Here is a 23,064-nt window from a genome sequence, read left to right as displayed (position 1 = left end):
AATCTGACTCCAGGAAACTATATGCGCAATCGTACGCTGGCTGATCTTGATCGTGTCGTTGCTCTCGGCGGAGGGCATGGACTGGGACGCGTTCTCTCATCACTTTCGTCTTTGGGTTCTCGTTTAACGGGTATCGTCACCACCACGGATAATGGTGGCTCGACGGGGCGTATTCGCCGTTCAGAAGGCGGCATTGCCTGGGGCGATATGCGCAACTGCCTTAACCAGCTGATAACTGAACCCAGCGTCGCTTCCGCAATGTTTGAATATCGTTTCGGCGGTAATGGCGAACTTTCCGGGCACAACCTTGGAAACCTGATGTTGAAGGCACTGGATCACCTTAGCGTGCGGCCTCTTGAAGCGATTAATCTGATTCGCAATCTGCTGAAAGTGGACGCACATTTGATTCCGATGTCGGAGCATCCCGTTGATCTGATGGCGATTGACGATCAGGGGCATGAAGTTTACGGCGAGGTCAATATCGACCAGTTAACTACGCCGATTCAAGAGTTATTGTTAACGCCTAATGTACCCGCAACGCGTGAGGCGGTTCACGCTATCAATGAAGCGGATCTCATCATTATTGGGCCTGGCAGTTTTTATACCAGCCTGATGCCAATTCTGCTGCTGAAGGAAATCGCACAGGCATTACGCCGCACGCCAGCGCCGATGGTCTATATCGGCAATCTGGGGCGTGAGTTGAGTTTACCTGCGGCTAATCTGAAGCTGGAAAGCAAGCTGGCAATTATGGAGCAGTATGTTGGTAAAAAGGTCATTGATGCGGTCATCGTCGGGCCAAAAGTGGATGTCTCGGCGGTGAAAGAGCGGATTGTGATTCAGGAGGTGCTGGAGGCCAGCGATATTCCGTATCGTCATGACCGCCAGTTGTTGCATAACGCACTGGAAAAGGCGTTACAGGCTTTAGGTTAACGGAAATCCGAAGGAAAATTCCGGCTTCCTATTGAAGACAAAGTGCGCGTTGTTTATGCCGGATGCGGCGTGAACGCCTTATCCGGCCTACAAACCGCGCTAATTCAATGTATTGCAGAATCATGTAGGCCTGATAAGCGTAGCACATCAGGCAATTTTGCTTTTGTCATCTGTCTTCTTCGTTATCCTGTCACGAGGCCGCGATAAACAATTCACGCAACTGATGCAACTGGTCACGAATTTGTGCCGCTTCTTCGAACTCCAGATTTTGCGCGTGTTGCATCATCAACCCTTCCAGTTCATGGATCTTCTGCTGCAACGCTTTAGGCGACATATCCATCGGCACATTATCCGGCTCAACAATCGGGCGCGATTTTCCTCTGCCCTTCGCTTTGGTTTTAGCAATGTTCTGCCCCAACGCCAGGATATCGACCACTTTCTTGTTCAAGCCTTGCGGCGTAATGCCGTGTTCCTCGTTGTACTTCTGCTGTTTCTCGCGGCGACGTTCGGTTTCGCCAATCGCTTTCGCCATTGATGGGGTGATCTTATCGCCGTAGAGAATCGCTTTACCGTTAACGTTACGTGCCGCACGACCAATGGTCTGGATCAACGAACGTTCGGAACGCAGGAAGCCTTCTTTGTCAGCGTCGAGGATCGCCACCAGCGAAACCTCCGGCATATCCAGACCTTCGCGCAGTAAGTTGATCCCCACCAGCACGTCGAACTCACCCAGACGCAAGTCGCGGATAATCTCCATACGTTCGACGGTGTCGATATCCGAGTGAAGATAACGCACGCGCTCGCCATGTTCTTCGAGATATTCGGTGAGATCTTCCGCCATCCGCTTGGTCAGTGTGGTGACCAGTACGCGTTCGTTAATTGCCGCTCGCTGACGAATCTCCGAAAGAAGATCATCAACCTGTGTCGCCACTGGCCGCACTTCGATAATCGGATCAAGCAATCCGGTTGGACGCACCACCTGATCCACCACATCGCCGCCGGATTTTTCCAGCTCATAATTACCTGGCGTCGCCGAAACATAGATGGTTTGCGGCGCTAATGCTTCGAACTCTTCAAATTTCAGCGGACGGTTATCCAGCGCTGATGGCAGGCGGAAGCCGTATTCCACCAGTGTCTCTTTACGCGCCCGGTCACCGCGATACATGCCGCCAATTTGTGGAATGGTGACGTGAGATTCATCGACCACCAGCAGCCCATCGGCAGGCAGGTAATCAAACAGCGTCGGCGGTGGCTCACCCGGTCCACGACCAGAGAGGAAGCGCGAGTAGTTTTCAATCCCCGAACAGTAGCCCAGCTCGTTCATCATCTCCAGATCAAACTGGGTACGCTGGGTCAGCCGCTGCTCTTCCAGCAGTTTGTTGTTTTCCAATAGCACTTTGCGTCTGGCGGCCAGCTCTTCTTTGATCTCCTCCATCGCCTGTACGATGCGCTCGCGCGGTGTGACGTAGTGCGTTTTCGGGTAGATGGTAAAACGTGGAATGGTGGAAACAATCTGCCCGGTTAGCGGGTCAAATAACGACAATCGTTCCACTTCCTCGTCAAACAGTTCCACGCGAAGTGCAATGTCATCCGATTCTGCCGGGAAGATATCAATCACCTCGCCACGAACACGGAAAGTACCACGCTGGAATGCTTGATCATTACGAGCGTATTGCAGCTCCGCCAGTCGGCGCAGAATCGCGCGCTGATCGATAATCATACCGACCGTGAGATGGAGCATCATCTTGAGATATAAATCAGGATCGCCCAGACCATAAATCGCGGAAACAGACGCGACCACAACCACATCACGCCGCTCCAGCATCGCTTTGGTGGCGGACAAACGCATCTGTTCGATATGTTCGTTTACCGAGGCATCTTTCTCAATGAAGGTGTCGGAACTCGGTACATAGGCTTCTGGCTGATAGTAGTCGTAGTAGGAGACGAAATATTCCACCGCGTTTTCCGGGAAGAACTCTTTCATTTCGCCATACAGCTGGGCCGCCAGCGTTTTGTTGGGCGCAAGTACCATGGTAGGGCGCTGAAGGTCAGCAATGACATTGGCAATGGTGAAGGTTTTCCCGGAACCAGTCACACCAAGTAACGTCTGGTGCGCCAGGCCATCTTCCAGCCCCTCTTCGAGACGTCGAATCGCCTCTGGCTGATCGCCAGAAGGTTTAAAAGCGGAATTCAGTTTGAACGGTTTACTCATGAGTCGCTACCTGAAGGAGTTGGGCGGGCAGGTATGTAATTTTACTCGTCGTACTTAATTATGCCAACAAATTATACTGGATAAAAAAACAGTTCATCACCATAATATTTCTGTTACAGCGTAAACTCCGCTGTCAATCATGAGCAAAATTTACTCTGTGGCGAGATAAAACTCGGACCTTACCGGGTTATCCCCAAAGCAACGGCTTTTTTAACATTTGTCAAGATGAGTGATGTCAGTTTTATGGCAAGAGATGCCTGTTCAGTGACTGCCATTGCAATTATCTAACCAGTTAAAAAATAAAAGATATTTCTTTGAGCCGTCTTTAACGCCAATTCGCGTGCAAGCCGCGTATTCTCTCGCTTGCCTCGTGTTTTCTAACTCTAATACACATGGTTATCCACAGGAATAGTGGATAACTGTCTGCAGCCCCTATCCCCCGCCGCCTGGGCAATTCCCACATTCGCCGCATGATGCGGAAGTAAAATTTTTTTCGTGATTATTTTAGAATTTAATTGGTTAAATTGCAGTCAATCGAAGACGCGATCTCGCTCGCAATTTAACCAAATACAGGATAGCTACAACAAGGCAAGGTCTATGTACTTTCCGGTTGCCGCATTTTCTGGATTTTCTGCAAGCCAGGGGATCTCTCCCAGCAGCGGCGCGGGAATCATGCGGGTGAGCGTGGTCATATATTCAGCGTGACGTTTTCCCGGAGGCGTGACATCGTTCGCCACCCAACCCGCCAGAGTCAGCCCGGCGTGTTGTATCGCCTGTGCCGTCAACATCGCGTGATTAATACAGCCAAGTTTCACGCCAACCACCAGTATTACCGGCAGTTGTTCCTGTGTTACCCAATCCGCAAAAGTGAAAGTGTCAGAAAGGGGCGTAAACCAGCCGCCAGCGCCTTCCACTAACACCCAGTCAGCCTGTTGTTCAAGCGCGCGTAATCCGGCGCTCATTACCGATGATTCTATCGGCCTGCCCTCTTGCGCGCTGATGATGTGCGGTGAGGTGGGTTCTGCGAAGGTGTAAGGATTTACCGTTGCGTAATCCAGCTGCAGGCTGCTGTTGCGCTGTAACGCCAGCGCGTCACTATTACGTAAACCCTCCGGGGTCTTTTCGCTGCCAGAGGCGACCGGTTTATAACCTGCCGTCCGATAGCCTGCTGCCTTTGCGGCTTGTAAAAGTGCACAACTGGCGACAGTTTTCCCCACTTCGGTATCCGTTCCGGTGACAAAATAACGTTTACTCACGAACAATCACTCCCAAAAAAAGATGATACGTCAGAGGATATCGCCCCTGTTGTTGCGGCCAGGCCAGTTGCAATCGCTGCAACTGTGAACGCGTTAATATTCGCTGGTCGCGCCCTTCATGAAGATGCGTGGCACCGATGCCTTTCAGCGAACGCATGGCACTGAGCGCATCATCAAACCATAGTGTGATGGGCTGAATACGATGTTGATAATGCACGCCGTTCAGCGACTGTTCGATTTCATCTGGCGGTAAAAAGCGATTAGCATGCGGGCGCTCGTCCACCGCCTGCCACGCCTGATGCAGTTCGGGTAACGATCCCTGCACCAGCGTGGTAAACGCGACCACGCCTCCGGGGTGCACCACCCGATACAGCTCGCGGAGTGCCGTGGATAAATTACCGCACCACTGCACCGCGAGATTGCTCCATGCAAGATCGAACGTCGCAGTCGCTAACGGCAGGGATTCGATATCTCCCGCCAGATAATGGTCTGCTGCATCCTTCTGGCGTGCCTGAATAAGCATTGGCGGCGAGAGATCTAACGCCGTCACCTGCACGTGACGTTCCCGCCAATGACGGCTCATCCAGCCAGGTCCACAACCCGCATCCAGTACGTGGGTGTATTTACGCTGTGGGAGCATTGCCAGTAAGACGTCAGCACTCTGGCGCTGTAACTCTGCGTGTTGCTCATAGTGCGCGGCTGCCCGACCAAATGCCGCTGCAATGGCTTGTTTATTAACCGTTGCCATGCAGCACCTCCAGCAGACGGTCGATATCCTGCATTTCATGCGCGGAGGTTAGTGTTAAGCGCAGTCGCGCAGTACCAGCGGGTACGGTTGGCGGGCGAATCGCCGTGACCCAGCAGCCTTGCTGGCGCAGTTTTTCTGCCAGTTGTAACGCACGGCTGTTATCACCGACGATCAATGGCTGGATGGCGCTGCATGAATCAGCAAGCGTAAACGGCAAATCCTGTACTCCGGCACGAAAACGCGTAATGAGTGCCGCCAGTTTTTCGCGCCGTGCATCACCCTCATCACTGCGAATGACCGCCAGTGACGCACGTAATGCCTGCGCCTGAGCGGGCGGCATACTGGTGCTGTAGATAAGATGGCGGGCGAATTGCAGCAGATAATCCGCCACCGTACTGGAGCAAAGCACCGCTGCCCCGCTGACGCCAAATCCTTTGCCAAAAGTCACTACCAGCAATTCTGGTTTTACCTTTTGCAACCAGCAGGTGCCGCGCCCCTGCTCCCCGATAACGCCCGTGCCGTGGGCATCATCGACCATCAACCAGCCATTGTGCTGTTGCGTTACCTGCTGGATTTCCGCCAGTGGCGCACTATCGCCGTCCATGCTGAACACGCCTTCTGTCACCACCAGTTGCTGCCCCGGACAGGGGGAAGCAAGCAGTCGCGCCAGATGAGCGACATCGTTATGGATAAAACGGCGAAGCTGCGACGGGCTTAAACTGGCAGCCTCCAGCAATGAGGCATGGCTAAGCCGGTCGGCAACAATACGGTCCTCTTTCGCCATCATCGCGGCAATGACCGCCTGATTAGCGGCAAAACCAGAGATAAACAGCAGTGCCCGTGAATAGCCCAGCCACTCGGCCAGTTCTTCTTCCAGCGCCTGATGCGCCACGCTATAACCGCTGACGTGACCGGAACCGCCGCTACCGACGCCAAATTGCTCCGCACTCTGCTTCCAGGCACGGATAATTTGCGGATGATGGCTTAAACCTAAATAATCGTTACTGGAAAAGTTCAGATACTGGCGATCGTCCGCCACCAGCCAGCGTCCGGCTCCTTGCGCCACTGGATAACGGCGACGCAGGGCATCGGCAGCACGCCGCGCATCGAGCGCCGCGTTGATTTTATCCTGCCAGCTCATAGTGCTGCCGCGTTGTAATATTCGTCAGTGTCCGGGGTCATCAGTGCCTGTTCCAGACGCTGCTGTTGTTCGTTATCGCCCGCCAGCACGGCAGTTTGCTGCGGATTTAGCCCCAGTTTGCGAAACAGTTGCAGGTCTTTATCTTCTTCCGGATTCGGCGTGGTTAGCAGTTTGCAACCGTAGAAAATCGAGTTTGCGCCAGCCATAAAGCACATTGCCTGAGTCTGTTCATTCATCTGCTCACGTCCGGCAGAAAGGCGCACGTAAGAGGTCGGCATCATGATCCGCGCTACTGCAATGGTGCGAATAAAATCAAAGGCATCGACATCATCGTTATCTGCCAGTGGAGTACCTTTCACCTTCACCAGCATGTTGATTGGCACGCTTTCCGGCGACGTCGGCAGGTTTGCCAGTTGCAGTAATAATCCGGCGCGATCTTTTACCGTTTCGCCTAAACCCACAATGCCACCTGAGCAGACTTTGATCCCGGCATCGCGCACTTTTTCCAGCGTATCAAGGCGTTCCTGATAAGTACGTGTGGTGATGATATTGCCGTAAAACTCCGGCGAGGTGTCGAGGTTATGGTTGTAGTAATCCAGCCCGGCATTCGCAAGGCGCTGCGCCTGAGATTCACTCAACGTACCCAGCGTCATACACGCCTCCAGCCCCATCGCTTTTACTCCCTGCACCATTTGTTCCAGGTATGGCATATCGCGTTCGTGGGGATTCTTCCACGCCGCGCCCATACAGAAGCGCGTCGATCCTGCCGCTTTCGCTTTGCGCGCCGACTCCAGCACCTGTTCAACTTCCATCAACCGCTCGGCTTCCAGCCCGGTTTTGTAGCGCGAGCTTTGCGGGCAGTATTTGCAATCTTCCGGACAAGCTCCGGTCTTAATCGACAGCAACGTGCTGACCTGCACCTGACGAGGATCGAAATGCTGGCGATGCACCTGCTGCGCTTCAAACAGCAGATCCAGCAACGGTTTTTCAAATAATTCTGTGACTTGCGACAATGTCCAGCGTGGGCGGTGAGCCATGGGGCTTCTCCAAAACGTGTTTTTTGTTGTTAATTCGGTGTAGACTCGTAAACCTAAATCTTTTCAATTTGGTTTACAAGTCGATTATGACAACGGACGATCTTGCCTTTGACCAACGCCATATCTGGCACCCATACACATCCATGACCTCCCCGCTACCGGTTTATCCGGTGGCGAGCGCCGAAGGTTGCGAGCTAATTTTGTCTGACGGCAGACGCCTGGTTGACGGTATGTCGTCCTGGTGGGCGGCGATCCACGGTTACAATCACCCGCAGCTTAATGCGGCGATGAAGTCGCAAATTGATGCCATGTCGCATGTGATGTTTGGCGGTATCACCCATGCGCCAGCCATTGAGCTGTGCCGCAAACTGGTGGCGATGACGCCGCAACCGCTGGAATGCGTTTTTCTCGCGGACTCCGGCTCCGTAGCGGTGGAAGTGGCGATGAAAATGGCGTTGCAGTACTGGCAGGCCAAAGGCGAAGCGCGCCAGCGTTTTCTGACCTTCCGCAATGGTTATCATGGCGATACCTTTGGCGCGATGTCGGTGTGCGATCCGGACAACTCAATGCACAGCCTGTGGAAAGGCTATCTGCCAGAAAACTTGTTTGCTCCCGCCCCGCAAAGCCGCATGGATGGTGAATGGGATGAGCGCGATATGGTGGGCTTTGCCCGCCTGATGGCGGCGCATCGTCATGAAATCGCGGCGGTGATCATTGAACCGATTGTCCAGGGCGCAGGCGGGATGCGCATCTACCATCCGGAATGGTTAAAACGAATCCGCAAAATGTGCGATCGCGAAGGTATCTTGCTGATTGCCGACGAGATCGCCACCGGATTTGGTCGTACCGGCAAACTGTTTGCCTGTGAATATGCAGAAATCGCGCCGGACATTTTGTGCCTCGGTAAAGCCTTAACTGGCGGCACAATGACCCTTTCCGCCACACTCACCACGCGCGAGGTTGCAGAAACCATCAGTAACGGTGAAGCCGGCTGCTTTATGCACGGGCCAACTTTTATGGGTAATCCGCTGGCCTGCGCGGCAGCTAACGCCAGCCTGGCGATTCTCGAATCTGGCGACTGGCAGCAACAGGTAGCGGCTATTGAAGCACAGCTACGCGAGCAACTGGCACCAGCCCGTGATGCCGAAATGGTTGCCGATGTGCGCGTACTGGGGGCAATCGGTGTGGTCGAAACCACTCGTCCGGTGAATATGGCGGCGCTGCAAAAATTCTTTGTCGAACAGGGTGTCTGGATCCGGCCTTTTGGCAAACTGATTTACCTGATGCCGCCCTATATTATTCTCCCGCAACAGTTGCAGCGTCTGACCGCAGCGGTTAACCGCGCGGTACAGGATGAAACATTTTTTTGCCAATAACGGGAAGTCAGCGTGAGGGTTTCTGGCTACACTTTCTGCAAACTAGAAAGGAGGGTTCATGAAACTCATCAGTAACGATCTGCGCGATGGCGATAAGTTGCCGCATCGTCATGTCTTTAACGGCATGGGTTACGATGGCGATAATATTTCACCGCATCTGGCGTGGGATGATGTTCCTGCGGGAACGAAAAGTTTTGTTGTCACCTGCTACGACCCGGATGCGCCAACCGGCTCCGGCTGGTGGCACTGGGTAGTTGTTAATTTACCCGCTGATACCCGCGTATTACCGCAAGGGTTTGGCTCTGGTCTGGTAGCAATGCCAGACGGCGTTTTGCAGACGCGTACCGATTTTGGTAAAACCGGATACGATGGCGCAGCGCCGCCGAAAGGCGAAACCCATCGCTACATTTTTACCGTTCACGCGCTGGATGTAGAGCGTATTGATGTCGATGAAGGAGCCAGCGGCGCGATGGTCGGGTTTAACGTTCATTTCCACTCTCTGGCAAGCGCATCGATTACCGCGATGTTTAGTTAATCACTCTGCCAGATGGCGCAATGCTATCTGGTATCACTTAAAGGTATTAAAAACAACTTTTTGTCTTTTTACCTTCCCGTTTCGCTCAAGTTAGTATAAAAAAGCTGAACGTGAAACATTAAAAACCATTAATATCAATGTGTTATAATATCTTTAGTCTAAAAAATAGACTACATGATGCTACAAAACACAACATATCCAGTCACTATGAATCAACTACTTAGATAGTATTAGTGACCTGAGACAGAGCATTAGCGCAAGGTGATTTTTGTCTTCTTGCGCTAATTTTTTGTTATCAAACATGTCGCACTCCAGAGAAGCACAAAGCCTTGCAATACAGTGCAAAGCCTTGTGTGTCTCAGTTTTGTCCTGTGTGCCAGATATTGAATGGCCTACGCCTCCGGCAGTTCAGGCCAGATGACATCCGGCGCGGTGCTGGTATCTGTTGCCGTCACCGCGTCAATGTAATCCAGCACAGCGTTAAGGCGGGTTGTTTCTGCCTGCGTCAGTTTACGTCCGGCCTGCAATTTCAGCTGAATCAGACTGATGGAGGCCATTGCAGTATCAATCAGCGACTGGCGCTGTGCTTCTGCTGCATCTACTGCTGCGCCGTGCTGTGCCTCGGTATCCGTCACCCATTTCTCACCATCCCATTTATCGAATGGCGTTAACGGGGCGATAGTGGTTGTATTTTCAGGGTAATCACCCAGAGCTGTGATTTCTTTCGATTCTCCTGTTTCGGTGCTATAGATGATTTCACCGCGATGGTCTGGCACATATTCCCATGAGTTAAAATCTGCAGAACGGCAGATTGCATAACCAGCTTTATGTGTAACTGGTGCATCTAAACAAGAACATGCCGGGATACCGACGCCAACGGCAAGATATTCTGTTGATGATGAAATGTATTCCCGTGTCGTGTTGTCATAGTTATAGACGGTAATATCACCCGCTACTGTGGCAATAAATTCACTGTTTAATACGGCGTTATCCATTATGCAGCCCTCACGATATAGTTAAATGCGATGTTGCGTGGGCGTGTTTCGCTCCCGCCATATGATGATGTAGATCCCGAATATGCCCGGTGTCCCGCAGCCGTCGTATTAGCCCAGGAAGGACCGCTAGAAGTATAGATGACCCCATTGTAATCATGGCCGTGTGCCTCAATGCTCCCGTCCTGAGCAGACAGGAGAGTCCGTCCTGAATCAATTCCTCTTCCATCATCCCACCCACGAATGAATTCGCCGCGTAAATCTGGCAATTTATTTGTCGGATAAACTTTTGCCAGTTCCGGATACTCTTCGGCAGAAAAAGCTGCACCGTTGCATTTCAGCCAGCCTGTTGGCGGTGTGACTGAAGGCCACGGAACAGGCACACCTACGGGTAATGCAGAGCCTTCTCCCAAACCAAGGTTTTCGAGAGCCGTTTGCACAGTGCCATCCGATTTGATATCGCCAAATGGATTTTTGCGACTCAGGTATTCAACAGCAAACCCCGATCCCAGCAATTCAACAAAACCGGGCAGATCACCATTATCAAGCACATCCCGTTGCGTTTTATCACTTACAAACTGGGCCAGAGCTGCAGCAATAAAGCTGGCCTGCCGAATAACCTTATTGACTTGCGCACTGGAGGCTTTCCCTGCTGTAAATCCGGATAAAAGCGCAGGCAACGCTTCCCATTCCTCCTGCGACATAACATTGGCATTTCGATCCGTTGCAAACGCTTTAAAGTCATTTTTCGCCATCAGAGTAATACTCCCCATGCCCCTACATCAAAACCACTGATGAATTCGTTATCCATATCAAAACCAAAAAATTTTGAGCCTTCCGATGGGGTTTCCACCGAAGGCGTTTCAATGCCACCCGCCCACACCCCGGCGGCTTTTACTGTGAGATACCCCTGTTTAATTGCCGCAATTAACTCACGCGATACATCTGAAATATCAGTATCAGGAAAGACCCAGACCGATATCGTCATGTCCTGGTTATCGACTATCTGCATTCGCAGCCCGGATCCTGCTGTTGCCGCGTCAAGAATTACCGGAAGCGAATCATTCCGTCCGTCCCAGTTATTAATCGCAATCTTCGCTTTAAGAATGACACGATAAGTTTCATCGCTGAGATACATGTATCCTGAATCAGGATCATATGGTCCCTGCCATACCCCCTGATCATACCCAAGACCGTCGGTATCCCAGCTGAAATAGACACCTGAGATAGGCTGGCTGACAACACGGCTACGTCCGATCCACAATCCCAGAATGTCAAGTTGCACACCAACCGCAGAGTCAATATCAAATGCAGTAATCAGCCCTCTGGTGGCAGCCGCAACATCAATAAGCGGCCGGGTCATCAGATCAACATGCGCAAGAAATTTAGGTTTGGTGGCGTGGTAGTTCGTGATTAGTTCGGTGTATTTGCTCATGACTCCACCGTTATAACGATATTTTCCGGGGTACAGGACGCAGATTCGTTATATCTGATATCAATGTTTGATGACGACAAAGCCCCCTGGGATTTTCCAATCGTCAGTTCCTGAATATCGTAATAGCGTGCATTCCCGCCACTCACCACGCCAAGATTCGCCGGTGAGTAAATGCGACTTAAAAGGACCGAATCACCGATAGTAAGACTATTGATATAGTCGGAAATAGCCTGCTGGATCTGCTGCCCTATCTGTGAGGTATAACCCGTAAAAACTTTTAATTTAATCCGGGCATAAACAGGTACATCACTGGAACGCGAGAATTTGATTACATGGGGATTGCCGTATTTATCCGGAACCGTAACGGATGTTGTACCGTGAGTGGCTGTCCCCTGGCCTTTATTCCCTCTGATAGCCTGAGCAATATCCGTCACATCACCGCCATCCACAATTACAGCAACAGAGTGTGGCGGTAACCCGTTACCGTCCTCCGAACCAGTATCGTTTTCATAGAGTTTGTGGCGGGTTACACCGGTAACATTAGAAACAGCACCATCCAGTGCTTCAAATGGGGTTATTGATGGCAACGCAACACTTTGCGACTGGCGGATACGTAACTCAGCATCAGTTTCTGCCGGAGAGCCAACAGTAGCCGCAGCAGGATTAGTTACCGAAACCCAGCCACGGGTTGGCGTATTAATTTCAGTGATAGTTCCAGCCAGCGCCGCCACTGCACCACTGACGGAACATGTTGCGGTCGCCATCACTGTACCATCCACGCCGACCACCACTGAAGCAGGCAAACGCCATATCACATTATTACTGTCTTTCACGCTGCCATTAATGATGGTTGTTCCGGCAGTTCCTGTAAGAAGCAAATCAACCGTAGAGTTCGTCGCGCCTTTACGTGAAATACCATTTATTTTCACGTTACTGGTCAGTGCAGCCCCATAGCCGGTTGCCGGTGAAAAACAGTTGTAGACAGTTATCGCCATATTATTGGCATCATGAATCGCCAGCGCCATCAGAGCCACCATCTGGCCGTCTTTGCTGTCCGGTTCGAGGTAGGCATCACTGCCATAAATCTGCTGAAAATAGCTAATCAGGGTGCTGAGTATCGTCTGATAATCAGGCGCACTGATCCCCTCCGCGGTTACCTTTGCAGATAAACCGAGAGAATCAAGGTTCAGAGCCATTACGCCTCCGATGTAACAGTCGTTATTCCATAAAGAGTGTCGATTTCAGCGGAAAACATGACACGTCGGGTCGTGGTATCCACCGTCGTATTGAAAGAGAGGATTGATTTAACGCCCCGCGTTTCGAGGATGCGCTTACGGATCGCCAGGTTGTAGGTTTCCGGCTTCTGCTTACCGAGTACTGACTGGATCCACGGAGTCCCCTCGGTGGTGTCGAGAAACCATTGCCCATACCACAATTCGAATCGCGTTTTTACCGCCTGCGCCACGGCCTCCGGTGAGTTAATCAGCCAGGTGTCATCACCGCTGCCAAAGGTGTAATCGCCATCGGCGTCTTCACGTCTGTATCGCATCAGTTTACCCCATCGGTATTGCTTCCACCGCGCTGAACACCGCCATGAGTGTGCGTATCATCGATTGGCTTGCCGTTAGCCTTCACGCTACCCAAAAACTCAACAACACCAGTGATTTTTGAAGCCACACCAGAAACAACAGACCCCACCATGCCCCCCATCCAGGTTAACAGGCCATGAATGGTTACTTTCTCAGAAAAATCAGCCAGAGGGGCAACCACATCAAGACCACCCGGAGCGACAATTTTAATTTTCCTGGTATCAGGATTAAGCTCAAAATAGGTGCTGCCATCGTCACTACGCAACTGTGTGGCACTGGTATTAATACCGCTAATCTTCCTCGCCTGCGACTGGGGGCCTACAATACAAAACGCATCCGATAAATCATGCATTCTGTCATCGACCGGTTCCTGTATTCCGCCGCTCTGCCACCAGAAATCAATACAACGATCGGCAAAAACGACAAGACACTCATCCCCGGCTTTAATCGGAAACGTTAGCGTACATCCTCCGCCACGTGGGAATACCACTGGAACATCCACCAACAATGGGTAATTTTTGGTAATGCGGTTACCGTCGTTATCCTTTTCAACCGAACGGATAGCTGGCTGCACAACCGCCGTCACCGCGTCGGGATCGAATGACTGAACAATGCCAGGCAAGGCGACACGGATCTGGTTCTTTGTTGTTTCCCGTTCAGATTTGAATGTTTCGGCAAGGTCGCCGCTGCGGGTCTGGTCAGATACTGCCATTTAGTAGGCTCCAGAAAGCAAAAAACCCGCCGGGTGGCGGGTTCATTATTGAAGTTTCATTACTGCTTGTTTGCTTCTAACGCTTCAGCTATTCGGCGAAGATACTCATTGTTTTTAAATGACACCATGATGCACTCAAAGAATATTCGGCAAAATACAGCACATAACAAAAGCACTAAAGCGCCAGCAGCCTTCCCATTAACAAACGTTATAATGGCGGCAACAACCAGAAGTAACATTGTGATGCCATACAGAACGTTGATGATTTTTGGAGTTATTAATTTATCAAATCCGAACATGCGACAAATTCCTTATCGTGAAAGTAGAAGTACCACATTATAATTACGAGTGATTAATCAACAATCTTTTTGCATGGAAAGGAACCGATGATTTTCGGCGCATCCATGCTGTTCTGCAGCAGTTGGACATTCAGGAATCGCGTTTCGGTACCAGGGCGACGAATGTATTCAAAGCCGTAGTTGTTACCGTCTTTGGCAGGCATAAGCCCCATGTCTACTTTCAAACCATTGGTACCCAGTTCGGTGATTTTTTGAGAGGTAACTCTTTCACCGTTGATTGTCGATAACTCGCCCTGGTTTGCAACCATAGTGTAGCCACCGCATTTAACCGTGAAGCCATCCGCCCACGCGCTGCACGCAGAAAAGACAGCTAACAGAAAAATAATACCCCTCATTGCTCATCCCCTTTGCAAAGCCGATTGCGTATACAGATCCGCCGCGCCACGCGCTTCGCACATCATATCCATGTACCACGCCTGGCCCCTTGTATCGCCAGTGTACATAATCCCGCGCACAATATAAACGCCATCCGTTGCGATGCTGGCAGGTTGTGCTGTGGTGCCGCTGAGCGTGATATTTCCGTCCGTGTTCTGGTCGGTGATCTGCCCACCAGCCATCGCAATATCATTGTTCGACAGCGCGGTGCGGTACACGGAAGCCTGATCCAGCTGAATAAGCCCGTTAACCCGGATGTTCGGATTAATAAGAGCGCGGACGTTTACACCGTTGCCGATAGTCTGCTGCGGCATGCCGATAAGCCCGGTGGCGCTGTTGAGCACAATCGCGTCGTGAACATACTCGTTATTCGCCACCATCTGGCGCTGACCGTCCACAAATTGCCATGTTGCGCCACATTGTCCGGCCACGTTATCCATAAGATGCCGTGTCATGCCGAACAGCACCCGCCCTCGAGGGAATACGGTAGCAGGCATTTCAGGCGTCAGTCCTTCGGTCGCGCCTTTGGCCTCAAAGTCTTTCATCAGCGCACGGTTCACATCTGCGACCGTGTAACCGGCCGCCAGCGTCTGCGAGGTTATACTGGTGGCAAATGCCAGATCCGTATCTGCTGCCTGAATCAGGACATAGGAATCAATAGGGCTGTCTTTTCCTGTGACCGAGTAGCGAATTTCTCCGCTGAAAATCAGCCCGTAGTTGCGGCCATCACTCTGGCCCACATCTGCCGCGTCGACTTCGCGCACGGTCCCGACGTCGCTTGCCGCCACCTCCGGCGCGATACCGTCGTAACCGGCAATCAGCCGCACTTTCGAAAACTCCTGCCCGGTAATTCGGTTCACAGTATCTGCCGAAAGGTTATAAATTTTGATAGTCCCTACCCGGGACGCGCTGCTGATGTTGAACCAGTCGATCGTAAAGGTGACTTTGAAATCACTTAGCTCAATTCCCTGACCGTTCCCGTCCACAAGCTGCAGCTCGAAATGTCTCATCCAGTTCTGTGACATGCTTACTCCGTTGATACCAGTAAATGACTGCGGCCACCCAGATCAGTTTTCGAGGGATAATCCTGTGTGTTGTCATCGCAGACCACCACCAGCTTAAAACCAAGCCCCATACAGGCGTACTGCGCCAGCAGATCAGCGCCAGTGACGAGAGGAATACCGGAGATTACCGGCTCCCCTCTGTCGTTCTGCAGGTCCATAATCCAGTAAAGATCGCGCCATATGATGCTAATCTGCCAAGTGACACCACCCAGGACGATGCTGAACTGCTGGTTGTCCGCTGTCAGCGGAATTTCCTGAATTATCATTAGCCGCCTCCCAGTAATGACGCCACGTTACCCGTGATGCTTTTCAGCAGTGAAGTATCTGGAGGCTTTGTGGTTTTGTTGCCGCTATTCTGTACCGCCGACGTGCTGGCCCCTTCCTTCATGTTGGTTTTATCCGCGACGGTAATCTGCTGTGTCCGGGAGATAAGGACCTCCCTCAGGGTGAGGACGGCGGACAGGACGTTTTCGGTTGTCTTGTCCGTCGTCACTTCCAGCGCCCGGATCAACATGTTGCTGTACAGTCGTTTACCGGTTACCACATCGAAGGGGATACGGCTTTCCTGCAGATCCAGTAGCTCCTGATACGTCTGCTGAGGACTCAGGCCGAGCAGGCTGGTAGCCGTCAGATTACTGGCAAAATCCAGCAATGCGCCGCCACCGGCGAAACCAACCTCCATCACCACTTCTGACGGTTTTTTATAGGCATGATCAGCGACAGCGGCCCCAACCTCTACCGGATGCTCTGTTATTTCAAGCATATCTGTATGCTTCTCTGAAATAACAACACTGGGAACAATCATTCCTATTTTTCTGCTCTGCTGATGAAAAAGTGTAGAGAGAATATCCACTAACCCACCCTCACCTGATTACTTCGCATGACCTGAGCATTTGCAGACTGTTGCCGACGTGCAACCTCATTACCGACAGCGTGCGGATCTCCGCCACCGTAAATGTGGTAAGTATTTTGCTGGTTAACCTCTGTCATTTTGCCACTAATTCCCGCCACGGCAGCCTTATTAATCAGCTCTCGAGAATAGATATTTCTTCCATTTTCATGCTGGATAATGCTGCTCATCAATGCTGACATGGTTTGCGGATCGCTCATATTCAGGGCAGCCCGGGGATCCACTCCCAGTCGTTGCGATACAGCCCTGATATACGCAGTTGTGTTGTTATTATCAGACGCAGGTGCCCAGGTAGAGATAATTTTCTCCACACTGTTTATTCCCCGTCCGGCGTACAGCATTAACTGACGAGCAAGAGCCCGTAATCCATCAAAAGCAGTTTCAAATCTGGCAAATCGCCCGCCCGGGCGTTCAAGAGAAGCCCCTGCCTGACCAGCAAAATTAAGGTTTCCCGGATTGTTATTCCGTTCTCCTCGTTTCGTAGCCTGTGCATATTGTTCCGGCTCATCATCACCAAACCAGCCGCGTACCGTCCGGCCCACACTGCGGGGATCGAATCCCCAGTGCTCTTTAATCCAGTCGGCAGTACTGTTAGCGCTGTCTGTAACCATCGGCATCGCTGACGGATTTTCGCTGCCCTGATTAAGTATCTGTTTGCCGATGCTGACGGCATCAGCCCAGCGGCCATCTTTGATAGCGTTGAGCAGGTCGGCGATCATGTTCAGCATTTTGCTGAATTCGCCCATCTGGTCGATGAAGTTGCTGAAATCCCACTTCAGGGACCATGATTTGGGGTCAATATTGAGCAGTTTCGCCAGCGCTTTCGCCAGTTCATTAACAGACCCTTTCAGGTCACGAACCATCTTCAGCGCGGCATCGACCTCCGGCTTCCACTTGCCCCAGTCAATCAGGCTGTCGCCGCCTTCCTTCCAGGTCTGATAGTCCTCCCACAGAAGGGCAATCCCCGCCGCCAGCGCGGTAATGAGGCCAATCGGCGACATCCAGAACGTACTGTTCAGAATGCGCAGCGCAATCGTCAGCGCGCCAAACAGCGAGATGAGCTCCCGCGTTTGCTTATCCAGCGATTGCCACCAGGTGATGAGGCCTGATGTTCCTTCAATCAGTCTGAAGAACAGCCGCCCGATAATATCCCCGAGCGCCAGAATGCCTTTTATGGCTTTCGTCAGGGTCTGCTCGATACGCGGGAAGTTGTCCAGGATATGGCGGCGCAGAGTGTCCAGCGAACCCGCAAGCCCACCCGCAAGATTAGAGCCGATTTTGTCACGGGCCATGCCTGCCATCGCGCCAAACTCACGCAGGGAGGTCATAAATTTGTTGGAGCTTCTGGCCGCCTCGTCAGCATTGAAGCCGATAGCTTTCGCCATTGCGCTGTACTGCCCGGAGAAACCACCCACACCCCGGCGCATCGCCATGAGGGTATTTTCGTCAATGCCCAGCATCTGCGCATACTGGTTAGCCCGGTAATACGGCATGCTGCTGAGCTTCTGTCCGACACCCGTAAAGATAGCGGCCATGTCGCGCATGTTGCCGCTGGCATCACGGGTCTGTACGCCCAGGCGATTCAGGAAGCCTTCCGCGCCGGGATTGTTACGAACAAACCGGGAGAGGCTTTCCAGAGAGGTTCGCGCCGCGTCCACGCTGCCGCCAACCTGCGAAACCGCATAGCCAATAGACTGAATTCCCTGGACTGTCGCGCCGGTGCGCTGTGACGCCCAGTAAAGATTATCCAGGCCGGAGGCGATCTTAGCCGTGAAGGCCACCACGGACAGCGCAGCTCCTTCAACAGCCAGCCCCATTTTGATGACATTTGCAGTTGTACCGGCGAGGACAGAACCGAACTTTTTCGCGCCTGCATCATCCACACTGAAGCCAAGCGAGACGAGGAAATCTTTAATAGTTTCAGCGTTCATTATCCTCTCTCCATTTCTCAATGCGCCGCTGGTTATCCGCTTTTACCGCCAGATGGTCATTCAAGAGAGCAATGTCGTACAAATCGACAGAGCCATCTTTAAGTGCTGTATAAGGAATTAACCCGGCGTCAACCGGATTGAGAAGGTAAGACAGCCCGTCCGGCAGGCTGTTAAACGTCAGCCCTGTTGCAGGCTCTGCGCCGTGCTGGTAAGGGGTGTAGGCAAAAAATTTCCCAGCGAATCGGCGACCACCCGCGCCACCAGCTGCAGCATGGTTAGCAGGTCGATATCATCGAACATCAGCTGACCGCTGTTGAATACCGGCGTCCATCCGTCCATGTGCTTACGTGACACTACGGCCAGGCAAGGATGAATAATCGCACTGGTGTCATCTTCGGTCAGGGAAGACAGTTCCTCAGCGATACGCGGGAGCATGGTTTCAAACACCGGTTTTAACTGCTCGAATTTCACGGTGTCGATTTTGCCATCAGCAGGCAAACGGGAGCGAATGCTCCCGAAATCTGACATCATTCCTGCCAGCACAGGCAGAAGTTTGCGGGTCACTTTCAGCTGATCAAAAACGCTGAGTTTTGCCGCGCGATATTTCACGCCTTTGATTTCGAATTCCATGTATTAAAACTCCCCGAGAACCTGGTCAATCTTGCCGCAGTCAAACACCCACGGCATCGTATTACCGGTTTTAGCGTTGGCATTATCCGGTTGTTTCTGGAACGCAACACTACGTGCCGTGATGATGTCGCCGCTGACCTTGTTTCGGATCACAATAACGTTATTCCCCCATGTGGCAGAAGACTGGCTCTGTGCGTTATACGCCAGCGACAATTTTTTATTTGTCGGTGATGTCTTCAGAAGGTTAACGGTAATCGTCCCGCTTTTATCTGCATGGAGACTGTGCATCACTTCGCCATCAGCACCGATGGTCATGGTGTTTTTAGGGCCGCCCATCGCAACCACAATCCCCTCTTCAGAACTTGCAGAACCGTACCCGAGGTCAATCGAACCGGTCGGCCCGGTCAGCGTCGCAGTGACATCCATAAAAGAATAGGTAGACATTCACTTCCCCTTAGCGAACAACGTTAATCTGTACGTCAGCGTAATGAACCGCGCCTGCAAGTTTTATTGCAGCCTGAATCACCGGAGCCTTACGGGCTTCACGTTCTGATTGTGCCTGTTCATCCAGCGGCTGGGCGTATACGTAATAACCTTTGGGCAGCGTGTCACCTGATGACAACTGACCAAGGTCGCCCCCGTTCCATACGCCCGGAGCAATCAGTCCATTCTGAACGGCCTGATCCAGTGATTTTTCAACACTTGATAACAGTCGGGTAATACCGGCTTCAGTCTGGGGTACTTTCGTGGTGCTGGTATAAAGCAGGTTATAGAGGTTGGTCTGCACATAATTCTGTAACCAGTCCAGGCCGTGGCGTTCATCAAAGAAATCGCCGTTAGCCATCACTCCCTGCTGGAGGATAGCCGTATCATTCTGGTAGTACACGAACACATTGCAGTTTTTTGCATCAAGTGCCGATGCCTGGCTGACTGTCAGTGTTTCATACCCGACACCCGGCTCCTGCTTAAACTTGAGCGTAATCGCGGTATTACTGCCATTGAAATTAACCGTGAATGCCCGGCCAAATGCAGATAACGCAGCGTATTTATTACCCGATGAATACTGAATAAAACTGCGTGAATATCCGGCGGTTTTCAGTTTTGATGCCAAATCATCGCTGGATGCAGTCTGCAGGCATTTTTCATCGCTTGTCGTAATCGCCAGAATACGGCTTACAGAAGAGGATTCGATCGCCGCAGCCACTTTCAGCCAGTCTGCATCCGGAATATCTGCATCGTCTGCAATCCCCAGCCCATACCATGAAGTATAATCAAGCATGGCATTCACAGCCTGCTCCAGCGTCTCAGGCGTGGCCTGTTCGCTGTCTCCCTTCGTTTTCACCCAACGACCAACAAAAACCTCCTGAGGTTTCGGTGATTGTGAGAAAAACACCTGCGCAGCTTTATATTCTGGTGATTCCACGCCAAAATCTTTTCCAATATCTTCCGCGGCAGAATAACGACGAATGCGCTCACTTACCGGAATGATTGTGGACGGGCCGAGAATGAGTAATGCACCAAAATTTCGCCCTGATGCTGCACGCGGCGACATGATCACATCAACATTAACAACGTTTGATACAGGCAAGCCCTGTGCCATAGCTTAATCTCCGAAAAAGATGACTGGTGCTTCCACCAGCGATTTAATACCGTACTCGCGCACAACCTTCCGGCGCAGGCGCACCGTCATATCGTAGCGGCGGACCCATTGCTGATTAATAAGTTCAGGGAAGGGAGTCAGACCTGTGTAATCGCCAAGAGACAGCCCCAGCGCATTCAGTGCTGCATTGTTCTGCGGCACAGATATACCGTCACGAAACCGGGACGCATACACCATCCCAGCCGGTCCATAAAACGAAGCCATACACTCAATCGTTTCATGCCGCCAGAGCTGAGAGCCATCATCGGTCTGTCTGGTGAATGCCGGACTGTCATCACCTGACCATCCGATAACCCCAAACGCACACCAGTTCGTTTCAACCGGTAGCAGTGGCGGCTGCTCTTTCTGCCAGCGCGGGCGAACCATCCCGGCAGACAAACCGGAAACGTTACGCATCCACTGGCTTAACAGCCTGTCGAGCGCTTCGTCATAATCCGGATCGCCACTGGTTGGTATTAACCATCCGCGCTCTGTACTGGTGTTATTGCTCAACCGGAGTTCCTCCATCAAACGGCATCAACTCACAATGCGCCTGAACGAATCCGGCCCCATAAGCTGTATACGGGTCGACGAAGGTCACACGATAATCACGGCCCTGATACGTCACGATATCGGCATCACGGCCAGTCTGTCCCTGCGTCAGTCGCTCAGTCGTCACAATCAGAATTGCACCGCTGATTACCTGCCCTGCCTGCATACGGCGGTTTTCCAGAGAGCGATCAACAGTTACGACTCCGGCAAACTGCGTTTTAACTTCGCTGTCACTGCCGATCCCGTCATCGTCCACCGTTTGCACGCGACGCGTTACCCACAGGTTGAAGTCGCAAAAATCGGGGTCAAAAAGCACGTCTGTTACATCAAGAGTCGGCATCTTTATCCCTCACTACATGGGTAATAGCTCTGCGGTACTGTCCGGTGTCAATTAGCGGTTTCACCAGATCGGTTCCGGGGGACTCGCCAGCAGCGCGTCGGGCAAGCTCCGCTTTCGCCCCTTTACGCCCTCGACGCGCGCGGGCTTCAACGGTGCTATCAGCAAGCGGTGTAAAGCCGGTAATAGTCATGTAACGCCTGACGCCATTAGCGGCCAGCGTTCCGGCACGGTTGAGCGCTCTTTCCGCACCCGCCGCATTACCATCAAGCGCAGCCTGCGCCGCTGCTTTGAGCTGCGGCACTGTCTGTTCTTCTACCGATTTAACGCCGGGGACCAGGTGAGGTCGTGGCGGGATGTTTTGCGCCGGTGAGCCGTATTCGTTGAGGTAACCGATCCCGGCATTACCAAACGGAACATCCTCACGCTCGCTGTCTGCTTCCGGGATACCCACCAGCACTTCTTTTTTACTGATGGATTTGAGCGCATCCAGAATGGCCTGAGCGTTATCCACCCTCGTTGTTACACCGCTTTTGAAACTCATAGCTGGCGACCACCTGCACCGAACATCGTGATCAACTGATAAAATTCAGCGCCATATCGGGTGTTATTCCAGAAACCTGCATCAGGATTCAGCGTCGCGCTTGTGTCATAACTGACGCTTACCTTGTCAACAGACTTTGAGGACTGAACACCATTGGTTGAACCGCCCGGACCACCAGCCAGCATCGCTCTGCTGTCTGCCGCCCAGAGCGTCATGTAGTGCGCAACGAACAATCCGGCAAAGTACGGAAACAACTTTTTGCCGGTGACGTTTTCACTCAGCAGTTCATCGGCCAGATTCAGACGGAACCCGATTTGGGCGTCGGGATATTTTGCCGGGTCAGCAAACTGCGGGAAGTCGCGGCGAAAATCACTTACCGCTGGCAGACTTTGATTCTTTGGCATCTTTAGCCCCATTACCGCCAGTCCGGGCGGCAGTAATCTGCGCCTGCAGGCTGTCGTTCTGCTCCTGCAGTTTGAGCAATGCATCTTTCAGATCGGCAATCAGCTTATCTTTGTCGGCAATCTGCGCTTGCAGGCCGTCGATAATGGGTTGCAGATCATCGGTGTCGCTAATCACGCTTTCGGAAAGCTCAGAGTGCGCCTGGGTGAACCAGTGCGACGCTACCTCTTCCGGTACGTTATGCCGTCCCCGGCCAAACTCCTGTTTTGACTGATCGCCGAGCGTCAGCGTAAACGGGGTGTGAACATGGATGGTAACCAGCTTTTCTTTCGCCATTTCAGTTTCCTTCAGGCCCCTT

General features: G+C 52.1%; 29 protein-coding genes. 3 read left to right on the top strand and 26 right to left on the bottom strand.

The genetic code is table 11. The features are described 5' to 3' along the window. Positions 1-21: 21 nt before the first annotated feature. Positions 22-930 carry a uridine diphosphate-N-acetylglucosamine-binding protein YvcK gene (yvcK, locus tag HUZ68_RS07625; protein ID WP_025210319.1) on the top strand — a complete coding sequence of 303 codons (909 nt, stop codon included), beginning with the start codon at positions 22-24 and terminating at the stop codon, positions 928-930. A gap of 190 nt (positions 931-1,120) precedes the next feature. Here the strand turns inward: yvcK and uvrB are convergent, their stop codons facing one another. From uvrB to bioB, 5 genes are all read right to left on the bottom strand, one after another. Next, on the bottom strand, positions 1,121-3,142 hold the full coding sequence (uvrB, locus tag HUZ68_RS07620; protein ID WP_000042533.1) for an excinuclease ABC subunit UvrB: 2,022 nt from the start codon (positions 3,140-3,142) through the stop codon (positions 1,121-1,123). Positions 3,143-3,720: 578 nt separating this feature from the next. After that, positions 3,721-4,398, bottom strand: coding sequence for a dethiobiotin synthase (gene bioD / locus HUZ68_RS07615; protein ID WP_023307798.1), 678 nt, complete (start codon positions 4,396-4,398; stop codon positions 3,721-3,723). Further along, entirely contained in the window at positions 4,391-5,146 is a 756-nt protein-coding gene (gene bioC, locus HUZ68_RS07610; protein WP_033815352.1) for a malonyl-ACP O-methyltransferase BioC, read from the bottom strand. The genes bioD and bioC overlap by 8 nt, the downstream gene beginning before the upstream one ends. Next, a complete protein-coding gene (gene bioF / locus HUZ68_RS07605; protein WP_033815351.1) occupies positions 5,133-6,287 on the bottom strand; it encodes an 8-amino-7-oxononanoate synthase in 1,155 nt (384 codons plus the stop codon). Before bioF ends, bioC begins: the two co-directional genes overlap by 14 nt. Beyond that, entirely contained in the window at positions 6,284-7,324 is a 1,041-nt protein-coding gene (gene bioB, locus HUZ68_RS07600) for a biotin synthase BioB (RefSeq protein ID WP_239594097.1), read from the bottom strand. The genes bioF and bioB overlap by 4 nt, the downstream gene beginning before the upstream one ends. Before the next feature lie 86 nt (positions 7,325-7,410). Between bioB and bioA the strand changes: the two genes are divergently transcribed. Together bioA and HUZ68_RS07590 are read left to right on the top strand one after the other, a co-directional pair. Next, entirely contained in the window at positions 7,411-8,700 is a 1,290-nt protein-coding gene (gene bioA, locus HUZ68_RS07595) for an adenosylmethionine--8-amino-7-oxononanoate transaminase (RefSeq protein ID WP_071829052.1), read from the top strand. A 58-nt stretch (positions 8,701-8,758) separates the two neighbouring features. Continuing rightward, positions 8,759-9,235, top strand: coding sequence for a kinase inhibitor (locus HUZ68_RS07590; protein ID WP_000767391.1), 477 nt, complete (start codon positions 8,759-8,761; stop codon positions 9,233-9,235). Positions 9,236-9,627: 392 nt separating this feature from the next. On the opposite strand, the gene HUZ68_RS07585 is transcribed toward HUZ68_RS07590, so the two are convergent. The 21 genes from HUZ68_RS07585 to HUZ68_RS07485 are packed head-to-tail and all read right to left on the bottom strand — an operon-like array spanning position 9,628 to position 23,042. Next, entirely contained in the window at positions 9,628-10,230 is a 603-nt protein-coding gene (locus tag HUZ68_RS07585; protein WP_239594094.1) for a tail fiber assembly protein, read from the bottom strand. Next, on the bottom strand, positions 10,230-10,982 hold the full coding sequence (locus tag HUZ68_RS07580; RefSeq protein ID WP_239594091.1) for a phage tail protein: 753 nt from the start codon (positions 10,980-10,982) through the stop codon (positions 10,230-10,232). The genes HUZ68_RS07585 and HUZ68_RS07580 overlap by 1 nt, the downstream gene beginning before the upstream one ends. Further along, on the bottom strand, positions 10,982-11,662 hold the full coding sequence (locus HUZ68_RS07575) for a baseplate wedge 1 family protein (RefSeq protein ID WP_000049952.1): 681 nt from the start codon (positions 11,660-11,662) through the stop codon (positions 10,982-10,984). Before HUZ68_RS07575 ends, HUZ68_RS07580 begins: the two co-directional genes overlap by 1 nt. Beyond that, entirely contained in the window at positions 11,659-12,858 is a 1,200-nt protein-coding gene (locus HUZ68_RS07570; RefSeq protein ID WP_239594090.1) for a baseplate J/gp47 family protein, read from the bottom strand. Before HUZ68_RS07570 ends, HUZ68_RS07575 begins: the two co-directional genes overlap by 4 nt. Continuing rightward, positions 12,858-13,211 (bottom strand): contractile injection system sheath initiator, encoded by a 354-nt coding sequence (locus tag HUZ68_RS07565; RefSeq protein ID WP_001270634.1) that lies wholly within the window; start codon positions 13,209-13,211, stop codon positions 12,858-12,860. Before HUZ68_RS07565 ends, HUZ68_RS07570 begins: the two co-directional genes overlap by 1 nt. After that, on the bottom strand, positions 13,211-13,963 hold the full coding sequence (locus HUZ68_RS07560) for a Gp138 family membrane-puncturing spike protein (protein WP_239594089.1): 753 nt from the start codon (positions 13,961-13,963) through the stop codon (positions 13,211-13,213). The genes HUZ68_RS07565 and HUZ68_RS07560 overlap by 1 nt, the downstream gene beginning before the upstream one ends. Before the next feature lie 59 nt (positions 13,964-14,022). Continuing rightward, a complete protein-coding gene (locus HUZ68_RS07555) occupies positions 14,023-14,262 on the bottom strand; it encodes a DUF4282 domain-containing protein (RefSeq protein WP_000466689.1) in 240 nt (79 codons plus the stop codon). Between the two features lie 53 nt (positions 14,263-14,315). Then, positions 14,316-14,657: a hypothetical protein gene (locus tag HUZ68_RS07550; protein ID WP_001214054.1), complete on the bottom strand. Its 342-nt coding sequence runs from the start codon at positions 14,655-14,657 to the stop codon at positions 14,316-14,318. A 3-nt stretch (positions 14,658-14,660) separates the two neighbouring features. Continuing rightward, entirely contained in the window at positions 14,661-15,722 is a 1,062-nt protein-coding gene (locus tag HUZ68_RS07545) for a hypothetical protein (RefSeq protein ID WP_096099609.1), read from the bottom strand. 2 nt (positions 15,723-15,724) lie between these two features. Then, complete coding sequence (locus HUZ68_RS07540; RefSeq protein ID WP_047672422.1) at positions 15,725-16,027, bottom strand: phage baseplate plug family protein; 303 nt, start codon at positions 16,025-16,027, stop codon at positions 15,725-15,727. Next, the gene (locus tag HUZ68_RS07535; RefSeq protein WP_001349561.1) at positions 16,027-16,614 is read right to left on the bottom strand and encodes a phage baseplate protein; all 588 of its coding nucleotides are present in this window, start codon (positions 16,612-16,614) and stop codon (positions 16,027-16,029) included. The genes HUZ68_RS07540 and HUZ68_RS07535 overlap by 1 nt, the downstream gene beginning before the upstream one ends. Next, positions 16,614-18,602 (bottom strand): lytic transglycosylase, encoded by a 1,989-nt coding sequence (locus HUZ68_RS07530; protein ID WP_074459574.1) that lies wholly within the window; start codon positions 18,600-18,602, stop codon positions 16,614-16,616. The genes HUZ68_RS07535 and HUZ68_RS07530 overlap by 1 nt, the downstream gene beginning before the upstream one ends. Then, positions 18,592-18,756, bottom strand: a complete 165-nt coding sequence (locus HUZ68_RS07525; protein ID WP_071819661.1) for a DUF6889 family protein — start codon at positions 18,754-18,756, stop codon at positions 18,592-18,594. The genes HUZ68_RS07530 and HUZ68_RS07525 overlap by 11 nt, the downstream gene beginning before the upstream one ends. Before the next feature lie 23 nt (positions 18,757-18,779). Continuing rightward, a complete protein-coding gene (locus HUZ68_RS07520) occupies positions 18,780-19,232 on the bottom strand; it encodes a phage tail assembly chaperone (protein WP_032330416.1) in 453 nt (150 codons plus the stop codon). Between the two features lie 3 nt (positions 19,233-19,235). Then, complete coding sequence (locus HUZ68_RS07515) at positions 19,236-19,676, bottom strand: DUF3277 family protein (protein ID WP_000109249.1); 441 nt, start codon at positions 19,674-19,676, stop codon at positions 19,236-19,238. A gap of 10 nt (positions 19,677-19,686) precedes the next feature. Continuing rightward, positions 19,687-20,832 (bottom strand): DUF3383 family protein, encoded by a 1,146-nt coding sequence (locus HUZ68_RS07510; protein ID WP_089631342.1) that lies wholly within the window; start codon positions 20,830-20,832, stop codon positions 19,687-19,689. A gap of 3 nt (positions 20,833-20,835) precedes the next feature. After that, positions 20,836-21,384 (bottom strand): phage neck terminator protein, encoded by a 549-nt coding sequence (locus HUZ68_RS07505; protein WP_000069892.1) that lies wholly within the window; start codon positions 21,382-21,384, stop codon positions 20,836-20,838. Further along, positions 21,374-21,763 (bottom strand): head-tail adaptor, encoded by a 390-nt coding sequence (locus HUZ68_RS07500; RefSeq protein WP_112918884.1) that lies wholly within the window; start codon positions 21,761-21,763, stop codon positions 21,374-21,376. The genes HUZ68_RS07505 and HUZ68_RS07500 overlap by 11 nt, the downstream gene beginning before the upstream one ends. Next, entirely contained in the window at positions 21,750-22,304 is a 555-nt protein-coding gene (locus HUZ68_RS07495) for a hypothetical protein (RefSeq protein ID WP_106912631.1), read from the bottom strand. The genes HUZ68_RS07500 and HUZ68_RS07495 overlap by 14 nt, the downstream gene beginning before the upstream one ends. Continuing rightward, positions 22,301-22,708, bottom strand: coding sequence for a DUF4054 domain-containing protein (locus HUZ68_RS07490; protein WP_024183605.1), 408 nt, complete (start codon positions 22,706-22,708; stop codon positions 22,301-22,303). The genes HUZ68_RS07495 and HUZ68_RS07490 overlap by 4 nt, the downstream gene beginning before the upstream one ends. Further along, complete coding sequence (locus HUZ68_RS07485; protein ID WP_025404372.1) at positions 22,674-23,042, bottom strand: STY1053 family phage-associated protein; 369 nt, start codon at positions 23,040-23,042, stop codon at positions 22,674-22,676. The genes HUZ68_RS07490 and HUZ68_RS07485 overlap by 35 nt, the downstream gene beginning before the upstream one ends. Positions 23,043-23,064 lie beyond the last annotated feature (22 nt).

Origin of the sequence: Shigella dysenteriae, assembly GCF_022354085.1 — a bacterium.
GTDB lineage: Bacteria > Pseudomonadota > Gammaproteobacteria > Enterobacterales > Enterobacteriaceae > Escherichia > Escherichia coli.
Note: the sequence above shows the minus strand (reverse complement) of the source record. Positions and strands in the feature narration are given on the sequence as shown.